The sequence below is a fragment of the Flavobacteriales bacterium genome, from assembly GCA_025210805.1.
In the GTDB taxonomy this organism is placed as follows: Bacteria; Bacteroidota; Bacteroidia; order Flavobacteriales; family CAJXXR01; genus JAOAQX01.
Genome location: JAOAQX010000019.1, coordinates 72,050 through 92,807, shown reverse-complemented (window position 1 = coordinate 92,807; position 20,758 = coordinate 72,050). Strand labels below are relative to the sequence as shown.

Here is a 20,758-nt window from a genome sequence, read left to right as displayed (position 1 = left end):
CAAAAAAATTTGAAAATGGCTTTTTGGTTGATATTTAGTGTAAGAAAAAAATGTGATTCCAATTCCTTTCTCAACCTACAGACTTCTTATCTGTGAATCCACGTTTGGAATCGTTTATTTAAAATCTACACTTAAATACTGTCTTTTCTTTCTCTTTTGACTATTAAAAAGGAGCTTTGAGCCTCCACGATAGGTATCTCCCATTCTAAGAGGATTTGGAGATTCTTCTTTACCCATTAGTAAAGTTTTTTCTTTAAACCCTTCATCAGTAAACTCTTCAAGAATTACTGCTTGGTGTCCTTTATTACCTTTATTAAATACCTTAACATTACTGGTTGTTAAGTCTTTTCTAAGGTTCTCTGATCTACCATTATAAATCACACGTAACATCCCATCATTATAAAAAGAATAAAAATAACCCATTCGACGTGATTTATCAATTAATTTAGTGCGCCTATTAATCTTATGTACCCACTTAATGTCTCCTTGGTTTCCAACAAATATTACAGGAATTTCTCTAAAATGATGAACAACGACTGTTCCATACTGAGAGGTAGAACTCACTATCAAGTAATATTCTAATATTAATATAAATCCATTATCAGCAGTCATTATCCTTTTAAAACTAAAATCCTCAAGTTCTTTTAGCTTCCCTTTTTTGTATTTTTCTTTAATTCTTTTAGCTTTTGATTTTTTTAGGTTTTGATAAAACATCTTCGCAGGGAACTTTTGGTATTTTAATTTATTTACATCTTTTATATCTGAAAAAACGACCCCTTCATATCCATCCATTTTTGGATGACTATTATATAAACCAACGATCTTGAGCTCTTGAGCCTTTGTCATTTTAAGATATAATTCATGTATGAATTTTTTCGATTTAAAAGACGCCACCTCAACAGGAGCTGATCCTTTAGTAATTTTTAGAATTTTATACTGTGCGTTGGGTTTTCTAAGATGAACTTTTTTAGCTGTTTTATTCATATAATGCATCAGTAAAATATACACATCACCATTATTACTGATATCATAATCAATAATACGATTATAGTCTCGTTTTACATTCAAAGAAACATTTTTAGACCATAAAGTATTTAATTTATCATCAGCCACAACAACTCCAAATTTCAATTGAGCTTTTTTCTTTTTAGGGTTTTGGTAAAAAATTAAATTTTTAGTAGAATCCATTGAAGCAAAATTTCTAAAAGATCCCGATTTGTATTTATTCCCTTCTTCGTAACTAATTTCTGCTACTTTATTAATGGAACCAAGACTAAGGTCATTCTTGTTTAATTTTTGCCTAAAAAGATATTTCATCTTTGTTTTCTGATTTCTAAAAGAGGAAAAAAGAAAAGCACCCTTTTTATTTTCAATAGAAAACTCATATTTCATTTTCTTGTCCTGATACTTCATTTCGATTTTTTTCTCATTTACTACTTCGAGGTCACCATTTACTTTTTCTAGAGTCATTTTTTTTCCACCATTACCAAATGCATTCAGTTTGTCTTGCAGAATAATATAACCATCGCCATTAGAATAAACTCGTTTAGTAATAACTCCTTTTTTCTCAATATTCCAAGACCCTCCTTGTGTAGAATAAGGTGATTTTTTTTGCGCATTTCCAGTGAATACCAATAATAGGAGTACACTTAGTGTTATTGTCTTCATATTTTTCCTCTATCTATATAGTTATTAAAAGATTATCCCTACCGAAATATTAGTATTTAAAACTTGTCGAGTCAAGTCACCCTCTAGCAGTTTATCATGAGAATCAAAATTTGAAGTATTTTTTAACCCATATTCCCAACCGAATCCCCAAATCCATCTTGTATGCCAGTTAAACTGATATCCAGCAGACAATAAATACTCATTTGAATTTTGACTTTTTGTATTTCCAAAATATCTTCGTTTTCGATATTTAAAGCCGATGAAATATTTTTCAATTCCCTCACCAAATGAATTTACTTTAAGAAAACCCGAATAACTATATCCATATCTTGCACCTATATCCTCCTTTCTGTATATATCTTCATCTACATCCCACAAATGCATATAATTATCGTAATAGGGTAAAATAGTTCCTCCAGATATTTCGACACTAAAAACATCTGTTATTTTTCTCTCGTAAGAAATCGTTAAATCTCCCTGAACCAAAAATGCTAAATCAACCTTAACTACTTGCCTTGTCAAAGATATCTCATCGTCTTCAAAATAAATACTCAAAGAATCCGAATTTTCCTGAGCAAAAACGGAAACACAAGTTAACCAAAAAGATACCAGAAGTATCAGTCTATTTATTTTCATCAATTCTATTTTTATCATCGTAATATCTGGTGCAATTTAAGGATGTGATTTTTCATTTCCAAAAAAACAGCTACCGAAATACTAAAATAAGTATCTCGATAGCTGAAAAAAAATGTTTTTTAATGATCTCAATCAGACCTAAAGTCTTTCAAGAATCATGGCTGATGCTCCACCACCACCGTTACAGATTCCTGCGGCTCCATATTTGGCGTTGTTTTGTTCTAAAACATTAATAAGTGTTACCAAAATTCTCGATCCAGAGTTTCCAAGTGGATGTCCTAAAGATACGGCTCCACCGTTTACGTTTACATTTTCTGGTTTAATTCCAAGGATTTCCATATTGGCTAATCCTACCACTGCAAATGCTTCGTTAAGTTCCCAGTAAGCGATATCATCTTTCGTTAATCCTGCCTTCTCTAAAGCAATTGGCAAAGCTTTAGCAGGAGCTGTGGTAAACCATTCTGGATCATGTGCCGCATCTGCATAAGAAGTAATCTTTGCTAAAGGCTTTAATCCAAGTTCAGCAGCTTTTTCTGCAGACATCAAAACTAAAGCAGAAGCTCCATCATTGATCGTAGAAGCATTACCCGCTGTTACTGTTCCGTCTTTTTTGAAAACAGTTCTTAGTTTTCTAAATTTATCTTCGTTGAAGTTGATATACTCTTCATCTTTTGAGAACACAACAGGCTCTCCTCTTCTTTGTGGTACTTCTACAGGTACTACTTCATTGTCAAATTTCCCTGCTTCCCAAGCTGCGGCAGAGCGTTTATAAGACTCAACTGCAATATTATCTTGATCCTCACGAGTGATTTTCATATCTGTAGCACAAGTTTCTGCACAAACACCCATCACTACTTTATTATACACATCCGTTAGACCATCTTGTGTCAGTCCATCAATGATTTTTCCATCTCCAAAACGATATCCGTTTCGGGCTTTTGGTAAATAATATGGAGCATTACTCATGCTTTCCATTCCACCAGCAACTACGATATCTCTATCTCCTGCTTTAATAGCTTGAGCTGCCATCATCACAGCTTTCATTCCCGATGCACATACTTTATTTACTGTTGTAGAAGGAGTTGCATTATTCAAGCCAGCTTTAATAGCTGCTTGACGTGCTGGTGCTTGTCCTACATTGGCTTGTAGTACATTTCCCATATATACTTCTTCTATTTTGTCAGCGTCCAAATTAATCTTTGATAAAGCTCCTTTGATTGCTGCAGCTCCAAGATCTGTAGCACTTAGCCCAGATAAAGAACCTCCGAAACTACCCATTGCTGTACGAACAGCAGAAACGATTACAACGTCTTTCATAGTTTTTATGTTATTTTAAATCTCTTGTTCAACAAATTCTGTTCGAATTTACAAAAAGATTTGGCATTCATGAGTAAAAAAAGCATACTAATTCCCCATTTGAAGAGCTTCTCCTAACTTTTCGGCAGGGCTTATTTTATACTAGGCACCGTGTAGTTATCTATTTCCATGTCAAATGATGAGCAACCTGATGAAATTCGTAAAAGTATCTTCTCGTTCAAATTACAAAACTTCCAATATATCTCTTATCTTTGGCTATTTAATTTTGCATCATAGACAATGAAGAAAGCATTTATAACGGGAATCACAGGACAAGATGGGTCTTATTTAGCCGAATTATTATTAGAAAAAGGATACGAAGTACATGGAATCTTGCGTAGAGCAAGTGTTTTCACTACTGAGAGAATTGATCATTTAATGGATCATGATAGACTCAAACTTCACCATGGAGATGTCACCGATAGCTCGAATCTTAATAAACTAATGGCACAAATAAAGCCCGATGAAGTTTATAATTTGGCAGCTCAATCTCATGTTCAAGTATCCTTTGAAGTACCTGAATATACTGCACAAGTTGATGCTTTAGGTACACTTAGAATTTTAGATGCATTAAAAAACCATTGTCCAGAGGCTCGTTTTTATCAAGCTTCCACCTCTGAGCTTTATGGAAAAGTTCAAGAAATTCCTCAAACAGAAGAAACACCTTTTTATCCTAGAAGCCCTTATGCCGTGGCAAAAATTTATGGTTTTTGGATTGTAAAGAATTTTAGAGAAGCTTATGGTCTTTACGCCTGTAATGGAATCTTATTCAACCATGAAAGTGAGCGTAGAGGAAAAACTTTTGTTACCCGAAAAATCACAATGTCTTTAGCCGAAATTGCGGCAGGTAAAAGAGACGTTTTAAAACTTGGAAACCTAGATGCAAAAAGAGACTGGGGATATGCAAAAGAATATGTGGAAGCTATGTGGCTTATGCTTCAGCAAGAAACCGCTGAGGATTTTGTGATTGCCACAGGAAAAACTTATACTGTAAGAGATTTTGTAGAAAGAGCAGCAAAATACGTCGGATTTGATATCCAATGGGAAGGAACTGGTGTTGATGAAAGAGGAATTGACAAAAATACGGGTGAAACAATTATAGAAATCAGTCCTAAATACTTTAGACCTGCCGAGGTAGATTTATTGATAGGAGATGCAACAAAAGCCAAAGAAAAACTAGGTTGGGAAACCAAAGTAGATTTGGATGAATTAGTAGAAATCATGATGAAAAACGATATCCAAGAAGCCCAATAGTATGGAAAAACAAGCAAAAATCTATGTGGCAGGACATAGAGGAATGGTGGGAAGTAGTATCGTACGATTATTAAAATCTCAAGGTTATGAAAACATCCTTACCCGTACTTCTTCGGAATTAGATTTGATTAATCAAGAAGCTGTACATCGTTTTTTTGAAGAAGAAAAGCCTAATTATGTAATTTTGGCGGCAGCCAAAGTAGGAGGAATTCACGCAAACAATAGTTATAAAGGGTCATTTATTTACAATAATCTAATGATTCAAAATAACGTAATCCATTCAGCTCATATTCATGGCGTTGAAAAACTACTTTTTTTAGGAAGTTCTTGTATTTATCCTAAAATGGCACCACAGCCCATCAAAGAAGAATATTTACTCACAGGAACATTAGAACCTACTAATGAACCTTATGCTTTAGCGAAAATTGCGGGTATAAAAATGTGTGATAGCTATAGAGATCAATACGGATCCAATTTTATCTCGGCAATGCCTACTAATTTGTATGGTCCCAATGATAATTATGATTTGAATAATTCTCATGTATTACCTGCCCTTATTAGAAAATTTCATACTGCAAAAAAAGAGAATTTACCTTCGGTAGAAATTTGGGGAACAGGCTCTCCACTTAGAGAATTTTTGTATGTAGAGGACCTTGCAGAAGCTTGTGTTTTTCTTATGAACGAACACCATGAGGCAGGTTGGGTAAATATTGGAACAGGAATAGACTTGAGTATCAAAGAACTAGCCTTAACCATTAAAGAAATAGTTGGCTTTGAAGGTGTCTTGACTTTTGATAGTACAAAACCAGATGGTACACCTAAAAAACAACTCGATGTTTCCAAAATGAAAAACATTGGTTGGGAAGCAAAAACGACATTAAGAGAAGGTATTCAAAAAACCTACCAATCTTTCCTAAAAGAGCATCCAGAATTGGCTTAAAAATGAGTAAAATCACCTTTCTTACAAGGCATTATCCCCCAAACAAAAATATCAACGGAATTCTCGTTTGTGAGATGGTGGACTTTTTGGAAAAGCATCATCAAACAGCATGTTCTGTTGTGTATATTGATGGTAAAGCTCCTGGGAATAATAAATATGTAGAACCCAAAGGAACACTTGTTCCGCTACCTTTTTCAAAATTTATCACAAAAGGCTTAACCACATTTTGGGATAATTATAGGATGATTAAAAAAGCAAACACTATAGATAGTGACTGGATTATTCTCACTACCAGTCCCCCACTTCTGCCTTTGTTTGCCAATATTTTCTTAAAAAAATCTAAAAAGTGGATTCTTTGGTCTTTCGATTTATTTCCCGAAGGATTTTCGGCAACTGGAAAAGTCTCCGAAAAAAATGCCATTTACCGTTGGTGGATGAAGAAAACCTATGCAAAAGCACCAGAAATGCTCTTGTCTTTAGGAACCCAACAAGCTAAGCATATACAAGGTAAATACGGAAAAAAAATACCGACTATGATTTTACCTGCTGGAGTGAAATTAGATTCTGTTGCTAGTGAAAGAAATGAAGTACACCAACCAGAATGGTTTGATGAATCAAAAATTACCTTGGGATATTTTGGAAATATTGGTGATGCTCATAATCCCGATTTTTTAGAAAAAGCCATTGAACTTTCAGGAAAAATGAATTTTCAGTTTGTATTAGCTTGCTATGGTGTACATGAAAAACGAATAAAGGACTTTGCAAGGAAATTTAGCCATGTAATCATTGCTGAAAATGGATTACCAGGCGAACATTTACCTTATATTGATATCCATTTGGTTACCCTAAAAGACCAATGGACTCACGTGGCAGTTCCTTCTAAAGCTGTTACGGCCATTTCTATGGGAAGACCTATTTTGTTCTGTGGAAACCCAGATAGTGATAATTGGTGTATGTTTCAGAAGTCAGGGTATCTTGTGGAAGAAAACAAAGACTTGGAAAAACAAATTCAAAATATATTCAACCAATTAAACAAAGAAGACATCAATAAAAAATCCGAAATCGCTAAAGAAACATTTTTAGGGTTAAAGAAACAAGTTTTGGAAACATATAATCAGATAGGAAAACTTTAGTTATTGATGAAAATCGTTCACTTAAATACCTATGATCTACAAGGCGGAGCAGCCATTGCGGCAAACCGACTTCACTCCACTTTACTCAAGCATGGTATAGATTCAACTATGGTTGTTGATATTGCAAAAGGCAATACCCCAAACTGCATTGCGATTTCTAAAACTCCTTTTCAGCAAAAGTTGCAAAAATGGACGTATTTATTTGAAAAAATCCTTTTTATTCCCTTTGAAGCATCTAAAAATAAACGTTTTGCTTTCACTACTTTTCTTTTTGGAAAAAATCTCGATAAAATTCCAGAGATAAAAGAAGCCGATTTGATTCATATTCATTGGGTAAACCATAGTTTTTTCTCTAAAAAAACATTCGAATATATTTTCTCACTCGGAAAACCCGTTGTAATCACCATGCATGATATGTGGTTTGCTACTGGAGGATGTCATCATTCCAATGAGTGTGAAAATTACCAAAAAGAATGTGGAAACTGTAAATATTTGAAAAAGCCACATGCCAAGGATTTATCTAATAAAAATTGGCTTAAGAAAAAAGAACTGTTTCCGAAAAACCTCACATTTGTTACCTGTAGTAAATGGTTATTGTCTCGTGTGGAAAAAAGTAGTCTTTTAAAAAATCAGAATTTACGGAGTATTCCCAATCCTATAGATACCAGTATTTATACTGATGGAGACAAAAAAATGGCCAAAAAACAACTAGGACTTTCGGCTGATAAAAAGCATATTTTATACATAGCGGCTAATGTAGGAAATATTCAAAAAGGATATCAATACCTTGAAGAAGCCTGTGGAAAAATGGCTCAAGATGATCGTTTTTCCCAAATAGAAATTCTAGTGGTAGGTGCAGATCCCAAAAATCGTGTTCATCTCTCACTACCTATGATCAAATTAGGCTATATTTCTAAGGTTTCAGAATTGGTGACTATTTATCAAGCTTCAGATCTTTTTATTTCGCCAACTCTGGAAGATAATCTCCCCAATACGATTATGGAATCCATGAGTTGTGGGACACCTTGTGTGGCATTTAATATAGGAGGAATTCCACAACTAATAGACCACAAAGAAAACGGTTATATTTCGGAATATAAAAACGCCAATGATTTAATCAATGGAATCGAGTTTTGTCTATCAAATCATCATTTAAATAAGCAAGCTAGAAATAAAGTAATCAAGAGCTTTGACCAAGAATATATCGCTCAGGAATTCAAATCGCTTTATAAAGACCTCCTCGCAAAAACAAACTAAACAACTGAATAACAAAATTATACACCTTCTTTTTATTTCAAAAAAGTAAGCTTAATTTTTTATTATTTCCAATATATTTTATTAAATTTGCCAGCTCACTAAAGCACCAAAAAAAGATGGATTCAAAAGTTCAAATTTTCACAGGAAGAGCTACCAGACACTTGGCAGAACAAATTGCCAGTGAATATGGAACAAAACTAGGGAATGTAATTATTTCAGAATTTAGTGACGGGGAATTTCAACCATCTTTTGAGGAAACCGTACGTGGAGACTATGTTTTCATTATTCAATCTACACCACCACCATCAGATAATTTGATGGAATTATTGTTGATGATTGATGCTGCAAAGAGAGCTTCAGCAAAACATATTGTAGCGGTTATGCCTTATTTTGGTTTGGCACGTCAAGACAGAAAGGATAAACCAAGAGTTCCGATAGGAGCAAAATTGGTTGCCAATATGATTCATGCAGCAGGGGCTACACGAGTGATGTGTATGGACTTACATGCTGATCAAATTCAAGGATTTTTTGAAGTACCAGTAGATCATTTATATGCTTCTTCTGTATTCAAAAATTATATTAAGGATCTGAATCTCACAAATTTGGTGATTGCCTCACCAGATATGGGAGGAAGTAAAAGGGCCAAGACTTATGCTAAACACCTTGGTGTAGAAATGGTTATATGCCATAAAGTGAGATCAAAAGCCAATTTGGTTGATGAAATGACCGTTATTGGTGATGTAACAGGAAAAGATATTGTATTAGTAGATGACATGGTGGATACCGCAGGTACACTTACCAAAGCTGCAGATATGATGTTTGAAAAAGGAGCTACTTCCGTAAGAGCAATTTGTACACATGCCGTTCTCTCTGGAAGTGCTTATGAACGAGTAGAAAATTCAAGGCTGGAAGAACTAATTGTTACCAACACCTTAGATTTAAAAGAAAACTCGGGAACAGAAAAAATTAAGCAATTATCAATTGCACCTCTTTTTGCTAATGTTATCAGAAATGTATTTAGCCAAGAGAGTATTAGTTCGTATTTTATTAACTAACACTATAAACACAAACCAATGGAAACTATTAAGTTGAGCGCTGAAGCGCGTATGGATTTGGGGAAAAAAGAATCTAAAACCCTAAGAAAAGAAGGAAAAGTTCCTTGTGTTCTTTATGGAGGTGAAGAAGTAGTACACTTCTCTATACCTGAGATTCAATTCAAAAACCTGGTTTATACTCCAAACGTTTACAGACTAGAAATAGACGTAAATGGAAAAACTTATTCAGCAATTTTGAAAGATCTTCAATTTCACCCAGTAACAGATAATATTCTGCATGCAGATTTTATTGAGTTGACTGAAGGTAAAGAAGTAACTTATCAAATTCCAGTAAGAATTACAGGAAACGCAAAAGGAGTTATGCTTGGAGGTAAATTGAGACTAAACATGCGTAAACTAAATGTACGTTCTACACCAGAAAATATGGTATCAGACGTAGTTTTAGACGTTACTCCTCTTGGAATTGGAAAAACAATTCGTGTTTCTGAAATAGAAACAAACAACTTCGATATTCTTAATGCTGGAAATGCCGTAATCGTAGCCGTGAAAACAGCTCGTGGTGCACAAAAAGAAGAAGAAGAAGAAGAAGGTGAGGAATAAGCCCCTTAACATTTCAAACTATTTAACGGCAAGAAAACATTTTTTCTTGCCGTTTTTTTATACACAAACAATACCATTTCACACATATTGAGTTCAGTATAAAAAACAACACACATAAAACAATGTTAAGTTATAATAAATAAGCAAAAAGTAACAAGTTCTATAATTATATCATCATTATTCAATAATTTATTACTCTAAACATCAATCTGATCTTTTATAAAAAGCCTGTAAATAATATAGTTTCCAAAGAAAACAAAAATGCCAACTCAGTAATAAGGCAAAACAATCATTTGGTCGATAAATATTAAAGTTTCATCAAAAAAAACAAAAAAACATCTACTCTTTTTATAAAATAACATTGTGGTTATATATTTTTTACTATATTTGTTACGCAAAAGAGAGGATAAGTAAAATTAAATACAACAATACTCAATTGCAAAACAAAGTACGATCATTAAAATTCTTAAAGATTAGACCCTGGTGTAGATACTATTTTAAACCCTAATATTATTTAACAACTGAAATGAAAATAGGTGCGAGTTTTCATTTTACACTATTTCACAACGAATATTACTTTATTTTCAGCTGGGGTCTTTTTTACCATACAAAAAAAGGAACTTATTAATATATAATAAGTTCCTTTTTTTTTGCAAAAATCTTTCTTTCACCCCTGATAAACAGGATCATACTTCTTTCTTAAATTATACTCATTTGCCATACTACTACTGTAGGCGCCAGCACTATGAATTACAATAAAATCACCTCTTTTTGATAATGGTAATTTCAAATTTCTTGCAAAAATATCAGAAGACTCACAGATAGGACCTACCACATCATATTGAGCGTCCTGTATACTTGAAGATGAAATATTCTCCACCAAATGACTCGCCTGATAGAGTGCTGGACGCAATAATTCTGTCATTCCTGCATCCAGAATAAGAAAAGACTTTTCTTTACCTTTCTTAGTATAGAGAACTTTTGAAAGCAGATAACCACAATTAGCAACAAGACTTCTACCTAACTCAAAACAAATTTTTTGATTAGGCTCCCTTTGAATATTTTTATCTATCGTACCAAAAAACAACTCAAAATCGACCTCAGATGCATGATTTGACTTTGAATAATCAACACCCAAACCCCCTCCTAAATTAAGTGTCTTCACTTCAAAACCTTGCTCTTTGACTTGATCCTTAATTTTATTAACCTTTTTACAAAGATTCTCAAAAACATCCATCTCCGTTATTTGACTACCGATATGAAAATGTAATCCTTCAAATTGACAGTTTAGAGAGTTTCGAACCAAATTTAATGCATCAAGTAATTGATCTTCTCTTATTCCAAACTTATTCTCTTTCAATCCTGTAGTAATATTGGGATGTGTTTTTGCATCAATATTGGGATTAACTCTCAAAGCTATTTTTGCAGTTTTACCAAGACTTGTTGCAATTTGATTAATTACTTCAATCTCCTCTAAAGATTCAATATTAATACAAGAAATTTCTTGTTTCAAAGCTGTCTCTATCTCCCAATCAGTCTTTCCCACACCTGCCAAAACAATATTTTGTGGAGCAAAACCCATTTCGATACTCTTCTCAACCTCTCTCCCACTTACACAATCTGCACCAAAACCCTTTTTTGAGATTTCTTGAAGAATGCGATTTTCAAAATTTGCCTTCACAGCATAATGAATATGAAAATTGTATTTGTCTGACCAAAAAGCAGCACTTTTAAGAGTTTTCCTTAAAATACCCAAATCGTAAACATAACGAGGTGTCTCGAGGTTTTCTATTTTATCTAAAGTCAATTTCATCTTAAAATAGATTTTTATGCAACATTTTTAAGGCTTCTTCTTTATAATAATCATCAATCAAAATAGACATATTAGAAGCAGAACCACCATACGATACCATACGCAATGGAATGGAAGATAAAGATGATAAAACACGACTACCAACTGATGGCTTTTCTGGTGAAAAATCTCCAACTATACAAATTATGGTTTGTTTTTTATAGACCTCCACTTTACTAAACGCACATAGCTCATCGGTAATTTGACTCAGAAATTGCATATTATCAATAGTTAGAGAAACTGCTACTTCAGAAGTTGTAATCATATCAATAGGCGTTTGATATTTTTCAAAAATTTCAAAAACTTTCCTAAGAAAACCATAAGTATTAAGCATTCTATCAGACAAAATATTAATCATCGTTATATGATCTTTTGCCGCAATTGCACGAATTCCCTCTTTTCTTCTCACTGCATTTATCTTTGTTCCTTGCTCATGCGGAAACAAAGTATTTTTCAACACTACAGGTATTTTCTTTTGCATAACGGGTAAAATACAAGAAGGATGTAGAATTTTTGCTCCAAAATACGCCAATTCTGATGCCTCCTCATAACTCAAATGACGTATTGGCGAAGCGTGCTCCACAATCCTTGGATCATTATTATGCATTCCATCAATATCTGTCCATATTTCCACAAAACTCGCCTCAACAATATTGGCAAGAATTGTAGCCGTAAAATCGCTTCCTCCACGTTTTAAATTATCAATTTCTCCAAAAGAATTTCGACAAATATACCCTGGACAAACATAACAAGCCAATCCTTCGTTTTTGGAAAAAAAAGTTTTTACAGCCTGATTTATATATGGATAATCTGGCTCTTCGGATTCGTTTATTCTAATTAAATCTAGAGCTGACATGAGCATATTTGACACAGCACTTACTGATAATAATATGGTAAACAAATGATTAGAAATCTGTTCACCAATTGCCAGAATTCCTTTTTTATTCAACTCAACATCTTCACAATATTCCCTCAATTTACCAAAATAGTAATCAACACAATCTTGTGCCAATTGACATTTTTCTGGATCCTCAAAAAGATTTTTTATATAACAATCATAGTGCTCTTTAAGACTCTCAATTCTTCTTTCTTTATCTTCTGTTTTTTTTGTGATGAGCTCCAACTCATTTGTTGTTCCACTTAAAGCAGACAAAACAACTATACAAGAATCAGTTTGACTCATCACAATATCTCTCACCTTCAGCATTCTATCCGCTGTACCTACTGAGGTTCCTCCGAATTTTAGTACCTTCATTTTTCTAGTATTTTAAGCGAAGTTAATTTCAATTTTTAATTTATTAACATATTGTTAGTTTTTAAAACATATTACCCATATTACAAAAAATATTAAACAAATAATATTAAAATCAACTCATAAAAGGATGGTTAAATATCTTTAAAATAGTGTTAATTAAAACTTCTTTGAGGGTATATTTGCAGTGTAAAAAACAACCCACCATTATGAAGAATAAAATACTTGATGTATTAGCATCTTCCAAGCTAGCACTCGTACTTTTGTTGATATTCGGAATCTCTATCGGAGCTGCAACTTTTATAGAAGAAAGATGGGATACCATCACGGCCAAAGTATTGATCTATAACGCGCGTTGGTTTGAAGTTCTGATAATTCTTTTAGTCATCAACTTTATTCTTCATATTCCAAAATACAAACTTCTCAGCAAAGAAAAAATCTCGACTTTTTTAATGCATTTTGCCTTAATTGTGATTATTGCAGGAGCCGCCATAACTCGTTTTACAGGATTTGAAGGACTGATGCCAATCAGAGAAGGAGAGAAAACCAATTTGATGTATAGTATTGAGCCTTATTTACAGGTTTTTATGGCAGACGGAAAACAAAGAAAAGCTTATTATAAGCATCTTTATATGACCGAAGATTTTGATAATGATTTTGATGCAAAAATTAAATTTGAGGGACATGAAGATCTAAAAATCGAATATGTAGATTTTATCCCCAATGCCACTGAAAGCTTTGAAGAGCATATGGAAGGTGGTAAAGATATTTTAGAAATCATTACGGCTGATGAAACAGGAAGAGTGACCTTAATTCTTCAAGAAGGAGAAAGTAAAAGAATTGGTCCTGTTGCTATTGCCTACAAAAACAAATCAGACAACCCAGATGATATTTTAGTCTTCAAAGAAAATGGAAAACTAAAAGTTCAGTCGCCTGTGAAAATTTACACCATGAAAATGGCTACTATGAAGCAGGACACCATCTCTGCAAATACCGTTGCTGATTTGGAATTTATGAAACTTCATAATCTTGCAGGTATTGCACAATTTGTGGTAAAACAAGAATATCAAAAAGCCAAAAAAGTTCTCAAACCAGCTCAAAATAAAGAAGAAGGGACAACCGATGTACTTTCAGTAAAAATTTCTTACCAAAACCAAGAAAAAATTATTCAACTCAAAGGTGGAAACCAAAGAATTCCTCAAATAAACTCTTTCCAAATAGGAGATTTACTTCTACAGGCAGGTTATGGAGCTAGAACCATCCCGCTACCTTTTTCTTTACATCTCAACGACTTCATTCTAGATAGATACCCTGGCTCTATGAGTCCGAGCTCTTATAAAAGTGTGGTAACTCTTTTTGACGAAAGAAATAACAAAAGAGAACGTTTAGAGATTTTCATGAACAATGTTTTAGACTATGATGGGTACCGTTTCTTTCAGTCTTCTTATGATCAAGATGAACTGGGAACACGCCTATCTGTCAACCATGATAAAGCGGGAACATTTGTAACATATTTTGGATATTTCTTATTGATTTTAGGGTTTATCTTTATCCATTTTGACAAAAACTCTCGTTTTAATACTATTCGAAGAATGATTATTCAATCAAGAAAAAAACGACTCAAATCTGGATTAATCGTTTTGTTTTCTATGCTATCTTTTGCAGGTTTTGCTCAAGATTCTACCCACAAACATGATCATAGCGATCATGACCACAGTCACCATGACCATAATCATGCTGAAGAAAAACCTTCTTTGGGATCACAAAATCATGGTGGAATTAATATGGATAGAAGCCAGATAGGAAAAAATCCTAACAAAAAATTTATTGAATTATCTAAAACACATGCCGATCAGTTTGCAAAACTTCTGGTACAAACCATGGATGGAAGATTCCAACCTGTAAACAGTTTAGCCATTGATATCCTCAGAAAAATATCCAAAAAAGATCAAATAAAAACTACTGATGGAAGTACGCAAACTGCCAAACAGTTTATTTTGGATGTAATGATTAATGTGGATTTCTGGAAAAATCAGAAAATGATTTACCTAAGAGATGCTGGACTGGCAAAAGACCTCGGACTGGGTGATAGCCGCTACTTGAGTTACAACGATTTGTTTAGCTCAAAAATGGAGTATAAAATCCAAAAACAAGTAGAAGAAGCTTTTAGAAAAGATGCTGCAAAACAAAACTATCTAGACAAAGAAGTCATAAAACTAGACGAAAGAGTAAATGTTTTTATGATGGCAATGCGAGGGGAATTCCTTAAGATTTTTCCAAAACCAAATTCTCCAAATCACGAATGGATGACTTGGTCTGATTCCCTTGCTCATGCACCTATTGGGGCTATGATGAATGATAAACAAGAGGTTGTAGAAAATAATGAAATCACTTATTCTAGTGTGCTCAAACTTTATATTATCTCCCTTTTAGATGCCAAAGAAAATGGTGATTATGAACTCTCAGATAAAATTGTAAGCTCATTAGCTAAAATCCAAAGACAAAAAGAAGATCCTTCTATTCTTCCTTCTGAAAAACAGATTGAACAAGAAATTTCTTATAACCAACAAAATATTTTCAAAAAACTCCAACGCTATTATTCAATTTTAGCTTTGGTATTGTTGGTATTAGCTTTCGCCGATATTGTTTCTAAAAATAAAAACACAAAAAAGTACAACTTAGCCATTAAATGGCCTTTGAGAATTTTTTCTGGAATTCTATTTATTGCTTTTGCATATCATACTTATGGTATGGGAATGCGTTGGTATCTTTCTGGACATGCTCCATGGAGTAATGGTTACGAAGCCTTATTACTCATAGCTTGGGCAGGATTATTTTCAGGATTTTTGTTTGCAAGATATTCCAAACTTACTTTAGCAGCAACGGCCTTATTGGCATTTTTTATCCTTATGACGGCCTCGCTAAGTAGTTATGACCCTCAACTTACGAATTTACAACCTGTTTTAAAATCTTATTGGCTTATCATTCACGTGGCAGCTCTTACGATCTCTTACGGATTCTTTGGCCTAGCCTTTATCCTTGGACTGATCAATTTGATTTTGATGATTTTCGTAAAAAAAGAACGATTCAAATACTTTAACTCCCTCCTCACAGAACTTACTTTTGTAAATGAAATGAATATTTCTATCGGATTGGCACTGGCTACTGTTGGTACTTTTCTTGGTGGGATTTGGGCAAACGAATCTTGGGGAAGATACTGGGGATGGGACTCAAAAGAAACTTGGGCAATGGTCATTATCCTTATTTATGGAATGATCCTTCATTTCCGATTCATTCCTAAAATGAAAAACATCTACACCTTTAATATTGCTTCGGTCTGGGGATTCTCTACCGTTTTGATGACCTTTTTTGGAGTAAATTATTATCTTACTAAAGGTTTACACTCTTATGCTCGTGGAGAAACTCCTGTTTTCCCACTTTGGGCATGGATTACAATTTTTGTAGTATTAATTATTAGCGTATTAGCTAGTCGTTACAATAAACTATCGAAATAATATCCGTATTTTAAAAAACTGGCATAGAGATGAAATTCTTCATTTTTATGCCAGTTTTTTTTTGTTTTTAAGAGATTTTAATTCCTCTTTTTAACATTCCTAATTATACCGTTTACTTGCTAAAATTACCCACTTATTTCACTGCGTTCATAACTGGCTTTTAGCAATGTATCGGCATTATACCTATGAGTAAATTAACACCGTAAATGGTATTAATTTACTCTGTAGGATAACGCTTCTCTATAATTTCAATACTTTCTTTAAGAATTTCACCTAAAAGTTCCTCGTTTACTTGCTCAAGCTTGTTGATATAAATACAGCTTTTGCCAAGTTTAATTTTACCGAGTTGCTTCTTTTTCTCATCTAGATCATCATTATAAGCAGCAGCATATACGGCAATATTCTTTGCCCTTGGAGCAAATCCAATCTTAAAAAAATCCCCTTCTCTCCCACTATCATATTTGTAATGATATTGATCAAAACCAATAATATTCCCCCACATCACGGGATCATGACCAGACACTTTTTTCATTAATTCAACAAGAGATCTACAGTCTTTTTGTTTTTGCTCTGGCGTGATATTCCCTAAAAATTCTTCTACAGATAGTTTGGTGGGTTGTGTTTTATTTTGACTCATTTCAAAGTTATTTTTCATCCTAAAATACAAAAAAAAACCGAAATGAAATTTTACCTAGTTCTGGTTAATTGACCTCAAAACTATAATCATAACGATATACAATTTTTCGGATAGTTAGATGTCGATAATAACTCCTTTTGTAACTAAAATACTTTTTCACCCATCCGATAATAAAAAATACAGTGAGAAATTGACCTAAATTTCAATCAATTTTTAGCTATATTTGAAAAAATAAATCAGTTTCAAAATTCCTAAAACACTTAACAACTAGGCTCTTCATAACGAAGATTAGTTGTATTTTAAAATTGATAATAATTTCCAAAAAACATCTTTTCAATGAGATTAATAGGTATTCTCTTTTTTCTATCGTTTAGCTTTTCGATTCAAGCTCAGAACTTTATAAAACATACATTATCCAATCGTAGTTCTGGAAAAGTGGATTTTGAAATTACCAAAACCAACTCCGACTCTTTACTTGACATTATCACCTTATCTAATAAAATAGATAAGCACTTGGGGTGGTTTGAACAAAATAGTAACTTCTTCCATTATTCTGCGATAGAAAACACCCCTGAATTTGACTTGATAGAGACATCATACAACCCTCAAAATGACAGCTTACTCCTTGTAACATATTCTTCATATGACTCCACATTACACCACTATCATCAAGTGAATGGAGGCTTTACTTTATCCTATATTGAAAATTTGCCTTGGACCATTCAAAACTTTTTTTACCAAGATTTCGATAATGATGGTGTACAAGAATTCCTCTTTTTACCACAAAATGATTCTATACAAATACATTTTGCGAATAATAATCATTTAACGTTACCGATTCTTTCAGATTCCATCGATAAAATAAGGGTTTTTGATTACTACGAAGATTCTTTTCCTGATATTTTTATACAAACCAAAAATAATAAGTTCTTTTTCTTCAAAAACTCATTTGGCACTTCTTTTTCTAAAGAGTCCTTCCCTACAGACACAACAAAAACGATTCAGTCTTTTGATTTCTACAAACAACCAGACAGTTTAAATCATGAAATATATTTAGCTTATGAAAATACGGATACCCTAAGTGTATTTTATAAAAACAATTTCAATCTGTCTTTCCACAGGAACATAATTTCTCCATCTCAAAACTTGCAAGAACTGATTATTAAGGACTTCAATAATGACTCCTTAGCTGATATTGTTTTTAAAAATAAAACCATGGACTCTTTGTTTTATATATCAGACTTTGAAAACAATACAAATGATACGATCATAATATCCAAAAGAATTCTAAGCCTTGAAAAATGGATTTCAGAAGACATTGATAATGATGGATATTTAGACATAGTCACTTTATCAGAAAGAAACGGACAACTTACTATTTTCAAATTCCAAGGAGGTGGTTTTTCTGAGCAAATCATTAGCAAACAAACCGTACTACCCTTAACACATTTTGTTGATATAGATTTTGATAATGATTTAGATATCGTTTGCACCGATAAAATTGATACTGGAAGGATTGTAGATGATCTGATGGAGATTGGCATTTTCGAGAACAAAGGAAATGACAACTTCGAATACCACTTTTTAATTGAAGATAAGGTTTACCATTATCCCCAAAAACTATATGCCAAAACTATACAAAAGGGGAATCGAATGGATATTTATTATAGATCACATACTGCTTTATTGTCTTTCTTAATTGATGTCACAAATTATGATTATGTCGAGAAATATTTTGTATATCACTCAGGTCTACATAGTTTCAATCAAGTTATTGAGCATGATTGGGATCAAGATGGAGACATAGATCTTCATTGCTACAAGTACAATTCTGCAGTTTTCTATGCAAACAATGATTCGAATTACTTCCATTTTGGGGCTTATTGGTCTTCTAAAAAAATAGAGGAACCCAATACGTTTGGTATTATGGATATGAATAACGATAGTATTGCCGATATTGTTACCTGTGATGATCGTCATAACATTATGTATTATACCCCCACAACCAATAATTCTTTAGCAAAATTTTCGTCTACTCCTGATAATACTCACCAAATAAACAAACTTGGTACCCATAGTTACTTCTGGTTAAAGGATTATGATTTTGATGGCATTAGAGATTGTATTAGCTTAAATACCAATCAAGACTCAATGTTCTTCTATCAAAACAATGGCTTGGGTAATTTTCAAAACAAAGAACATATAAATTTTCCTATTGGTAATTTCAAAGCACCTTCCGAAGTTGGTTTTCCCCACAATATAATCATTGAAGATTTTGACCAAGATCAAGATTTGGATATTATTCATTTGTCTATGCTTTATGAAGATACTCTTTGGAATCAATATGAGATTGGATATTCATTCAGAGTATTTTTGAATAATGGAGCTAATACTTTTCATAGCTACAAAATAGATACTCTACTCCCCATAGTTAAGCCCTATTATTATAGACACATTAGGCAGAGTCTTATTCACAAACCTATTGCTGCAAAAGACTATGATAATGATGGCGACATTGATTTAGTAGGAAGGTGGAATGGCGATTTAGTCTATTATGAAAATAATATTTGTGTAAGTTCCCACACCATAATAGACTCAATATGTGAATCCTACACTTCACCAAGCGGAAACAACATATACTATACATCTGGTACTTACATAGATATCATACCCAATCATAAAGGTTGTGACTCAATTATTACGCTTCATTTAACAAGAATAACGAGTTCAGATACGCTATCAATCAGTACTTGTGAAGGATATTTAACGAAAAAAGGTAACTTCCTAAGTTCCTCTGGAGTATATAGCGAAACATTTCAAAACCATTTAAATTGCGATTCAATTGTTGTGTATGATTTAACTATATTACAAAATAGAGATTCATTTAATATACAAGAATGTTCTGAATATACTTTACCTAATGGAGATATTATTGAGCAATCTGGTTTATATATAGACAGTGCTATAAATGTAAATGGTTGTGATTCCGTATCAATTTTTGATATCGAAATTACACTTCCCAAAATAGAACTAATAATAGAAAATGAAACCCTTAAAATAACTAATCCAAATATCACACTAGACTCCTTACATTGGATTGATTGCGTTAACAAACAAGTGATTAAAAAAAATCAAGACTCCTTTACTCCTCCAAAAAACAGAAGATATTTTTGTAATTTTTTTAAGAATAATTGTGTTTTTTCAACGGATTGTATTCGCCTCTCGGAAGAAGCTCCAAGTATTGAGTCAATCGGCTTTCATAAAAACAACTTTTATATTCTTTTTGAGGACAATGTCGACGAACTTGAAATTGAAATTATTGATATTCTCGGTAGAAAAGCACTTTCCTACAAAGGAATCAATGTAATGGATTTTGAATCACCTAAAGAATTTGCTAAAGGTGTTTATATTATTCACTTGAATTACCACAATAAAATTCGCTCTTTTAAATTCATGAATTTGTAATCAAAAAAAACATCTATGGTTTAAAAGCTATAATTTACAGCTTATATCGTTTTCGGTGTAAAGTTACCCCAAAAAGCATTTTAACACAAATTATTGATTACTAATTTTTTAACTAGACCTATATCAAGTTTAAGAATC

The 20,758-nt window shown here is 32.9% G+C and carries 14 protein-coding genes; 8 read left to right on the top strand and 6 right to left on the bottom strand.

Features of this window, described 5'->3' with window-relative positions; translation table 11 throughout:
- Positions 1 to 114 precede the first annotated feature (114 nt).
- The 3 genes from N4A45_07675 to N4A45_07665 all read right to left on the bottom strand — a co-directional run bounded on the left by N4A45_07675 (position 115) and on the right by N4A45_07665 (position 3,621).
- Positions 115 to 1,668 carry a hypothetical protein gene (locus N4A45_07675; protein ID MCT4665096.1) on the bottom strand — a complete coding sequence of 518 codons (1,554 nt, stop codon included), beginning with the start codon at positions 1,666 to 1,668 and terminating at the stop codon, positions 115 to 117.
- 24 nt (positions 1,669 to 1,692) lie between these two features.
- Positions 1,693 to 2,304 (bottom strand): hypothetical protein, encoded by a 612-nt coding sequence (locus N4A45_07670; GenBank protein MCT4665095.1) that lies wholly within the window; start codon positions 2,302 to 2,304, stop codon positions 1,693 to 1,695.
- Positions 2,305 to 2,442: 138 nt separating this feature from the next.
- Positions 2,443 to 3,621 (bottom strand): acetyl-CoA C-acyltransferase, encoded by a 1,179-nt coding sequence (locus tag N4A45_07665; GenBank protein ID MCT4665094.1) that lies wholly within the window; start codon positions 3,619 to 3,621, stop codon positions 2,443 to 2,445.
- A gap of 279 nt (positions 3,622 to 3,900) precedes the next feature.
- On the opposite strand from N4A45_07665, the gene gmd reads away from it, so the two are divergent.
- The 6 genes from gmd (at position 3,901) to N4A45_07635 (ending at position 9,899) form a co-directional block, all read left to right on the top strand.
- On the top strand, positions 3,901 to 4,914 hold the full coding sequence (gene gmd / locus N4A45_07660) for a GDP-mannose 4,6-dehydratase (GenBank protein MCT4665093.1): 1,014 nt from the start codon (positions 3,901 to 3,903) through the stop codon (positions 4,912 to 4,914).
- A 1-nt stretch (position 4,915) separates the two neighbouring features.
- A complete protein-coding gene (locus N4A45_07655; protein MCT4665092.1) occupies positions 4,916 to 5,854 on the top strand; it encodes a GDP-L-fucose synthase in 939 nt (312 codons plus the stop codon).
- Positions 5,855 to 5,856: 2 nt separating this feature from the next.
- Positions 5,857 to 6,987: a hypothetical protein gene (locus tag N4A45_07650; protein ID MCT4665091.1), complete on the top strand. Its 1,131-nt coding sequence runs from the start codon at positions 5,857 to 5,859 to the stop codon at positions 6,985 to 6,987.
- Between the two features lie 6 nt (positions 6,988 to 6,993).
- Complete coding sequence (locus N4A45_07645) at positions 6,994 to 8,244, top strand: glycosyltransferase family 4 protein (protein ID MCT4665090.1); 1,251 nt, start codon at positions 6,994 to 6,996, stop codon at positions 8,242 to 8,244.
- A 116-nt stretch (positions 8,245 to 8,360) separates the two neighbouring features.
- Positions 8,361 to 9,299 carry a ribose-phosphate pyrophosphokinase gene (locus tag N4A45_07640; GenBank protein MCT4665089.1) on the top strand — a complete coding sequence of 313 codons (939 nt, stop codon included), beginning with the start codon at positions 8,361 to 8,363 and terminating at the stop codon, positions 9,297 to 9,299.
- An 18-nt stretch (positions 9,300 to 9,317) separates the two neighbouring features.
- A complete protein-coding gene (locus tag N4A45_07635; protein MCT4665088.1) occupies positions 9,318 to 9,899 on the top strand; it encodes a 50S ribosomal protein L25/general stress protein Ctc in 582 nt (193 codons plus the stop codon).
- 667 nt (positions 9,900 to 10,566) lie between these two features.
- Here the strand turns inward: N4A45_07635 and lysA are convergent.
- Positions 10,567 to 11,712 carry a diaminopimelate decarboxylase gene (gene lysA / locus N4A45_07630; GenBank protein ID MCT4665087.1) on the bottom strand — a complete coding sequence of 382 codons (1,146 nt, stop codon included), beginning with the start codon at positions 11,710 to 11,712 and terminating at the stop codon, positions 10,567 to 10,569.
- A 1-nt stretch (position 11,713) separates the two neighbouring features.
- The gene (locus N4A45_07625; GenBank protein MCT4665086.1) at positions 11,714 to 13,006 is read right to left on the bottom strand and encodes an aspartate kinase; all 1,293 of its coding nucleotides are present in this window, start codon (positions 13,004 to 13,006) and stop codon (positions 11,714 to 11,716) included.
- Positions 13,007 to 13,212: 206 nt separating this feature from the next.
- Between N4A45_07625 and ccsA the strand changes: the two genes are divergently transcribed.
- Positions 13,213 to 16,518: a cytochrome c biogenesis protein CcsA gene (gene ccsA / locus N4A45_07620; GenBank protein ID MCT4665085.1), complete on the top strand. Its 3,306-nt coding sequence runs from the start codon at positions 13,213 to 13,215 to the stop codon at positions 16,516 to 16,518.
- 217 nt (positions 16,519 to 16,735) lie between these two features.
- On the opposite strand, the gene N4A45_07615 is transcribed toward ccsA, so the two are convergent.
- Positions 16,736 to 17,155, bottom strand: a complete 420-nt coding sequence (locus tag N4A45_07615) for a DUF1801 domain-containing protein (protein ID MCT4665084.1) — start codon at positions 17,153 to 17,155, stop codon at positions 16,736 to 16,738.
- A 336-nt stretch (positions 17,156 to 17,491) separates the two neighbouring features.
- Here N4A45_07615 and N4A45_07610 point away from each other — a divergent pair, with 336 nt between their 5' ends.
- Positions 17,492 to 20,620, top strand: coding sequence for a T9SS type A sorting domain-containing protein (locus N4A45_07610; GenBank protein MCT4665083.1), 3,129 nt, complete (start codon positions 17,492 to 17,494; stop codon positions 20,618 to 20,620).
- The last annotated feature ends 138 nt before the right edge of the window (positions 20,621 to 20,758 follow it).

Excerpts from the sequence above, each read along its gene's own strand:
- N4A45_07675 (MCT4665096.1), bottom strand. The coding sequence starts at position 1,668 with ATGAAGACAATAACACTAAGTGTACTCCTATTATTGGTATTCACTGGA.
- N4A45_07670 (MCT4665095.1), bottom strand. The coding sequence starts at position 2,304 with ATGAAAATAAATAGACTGATACTTCTGGTATCTTTTTGGTTAACTTGT.
- N4A45_07665 (MCT4665094.1), bottom strand. The coding sequence starts at position 3,621 with ATGAAAGACGTTGTAATCGTTTCTGCTGTTCGTACAGCAATGGGTAGT.
- gmd (MCT4665093.1), top strand. The coding sequence starts at position 3,901 with ATGAAGAAAGCATTTATAACGGGAATCACAGGACAAGATGGGTCTTAT.
- N4A45_07655 (MCT4665092.1), top strand. The coding sequence starts at position 4,916 with ATGGAAAAACAAGCAAAAATCTATGTGGCAGGACATAGAGGAATGGTG.
- N4A45_07650 (MCT4665091.1), top strand. The coding sequence starts at position 5,857 with ATGAGTAAAATCACCTTTCTTACAAGGCATTATCCCCCAAACAAAAAT.
- N4A45_07645 (MCT4665090.1), top strand. The coding sequence starts at position 6,994 with ATGAAAATCGTTCACTTAAATACCTATGATCTACAAGGCGGAGCAGCC.
- N4A45_07640 (MCT4665089.1), top strand. The coding sequence starts at position 8,361 with ATGGATTCAAAAGTTCAAATTTTCACAGGAAGAGCTACCAGACACTTG.
- N4A45_07635 (MCT4665088.1), top strand. The coding sequence starts at position 9,318 with ATGGAAACTATTAAGTTGAGCGCTGAAGCGCGTATGGATTTGGGGAAA.
- lysA (MCT4665087.1), bottom strand. The coding sequence starts at position 11,712 with ATGAAATTGACTTTAGATAAAATAGAAAACCTCGAGACACCTCGTTAT.
- N4A45_07625 (MCT4665086.1), bottom strand. The coding sequence starts at position 13,006 with ATGAAGGTACTAAAATTCGGAGGAACCTCAGTAGGTACAGCGGATAGA.
- ccsA (MCT4665085.1), top strand. The coding sequence starts at position 13,213 with ATGAAGAATAAAATACTTGATGTATTAGCATCTTCCAAGCTAGCACTC.
- N4A45_07615 (MCT4665084.1), bottom strand. The coding sequence starts at position 17,155 with ATGAGTCAAAATAAAACACAACCCACCAAACTATCTGTAGAAGAATTT.
- N4A45_07610 (MCT4665083.1), top strand. The coding sequence starts at position 17,492 with ATGAGATTAATAGGTATTCTCTTTTTTCTATCGTTTAGCTTTTCGATT.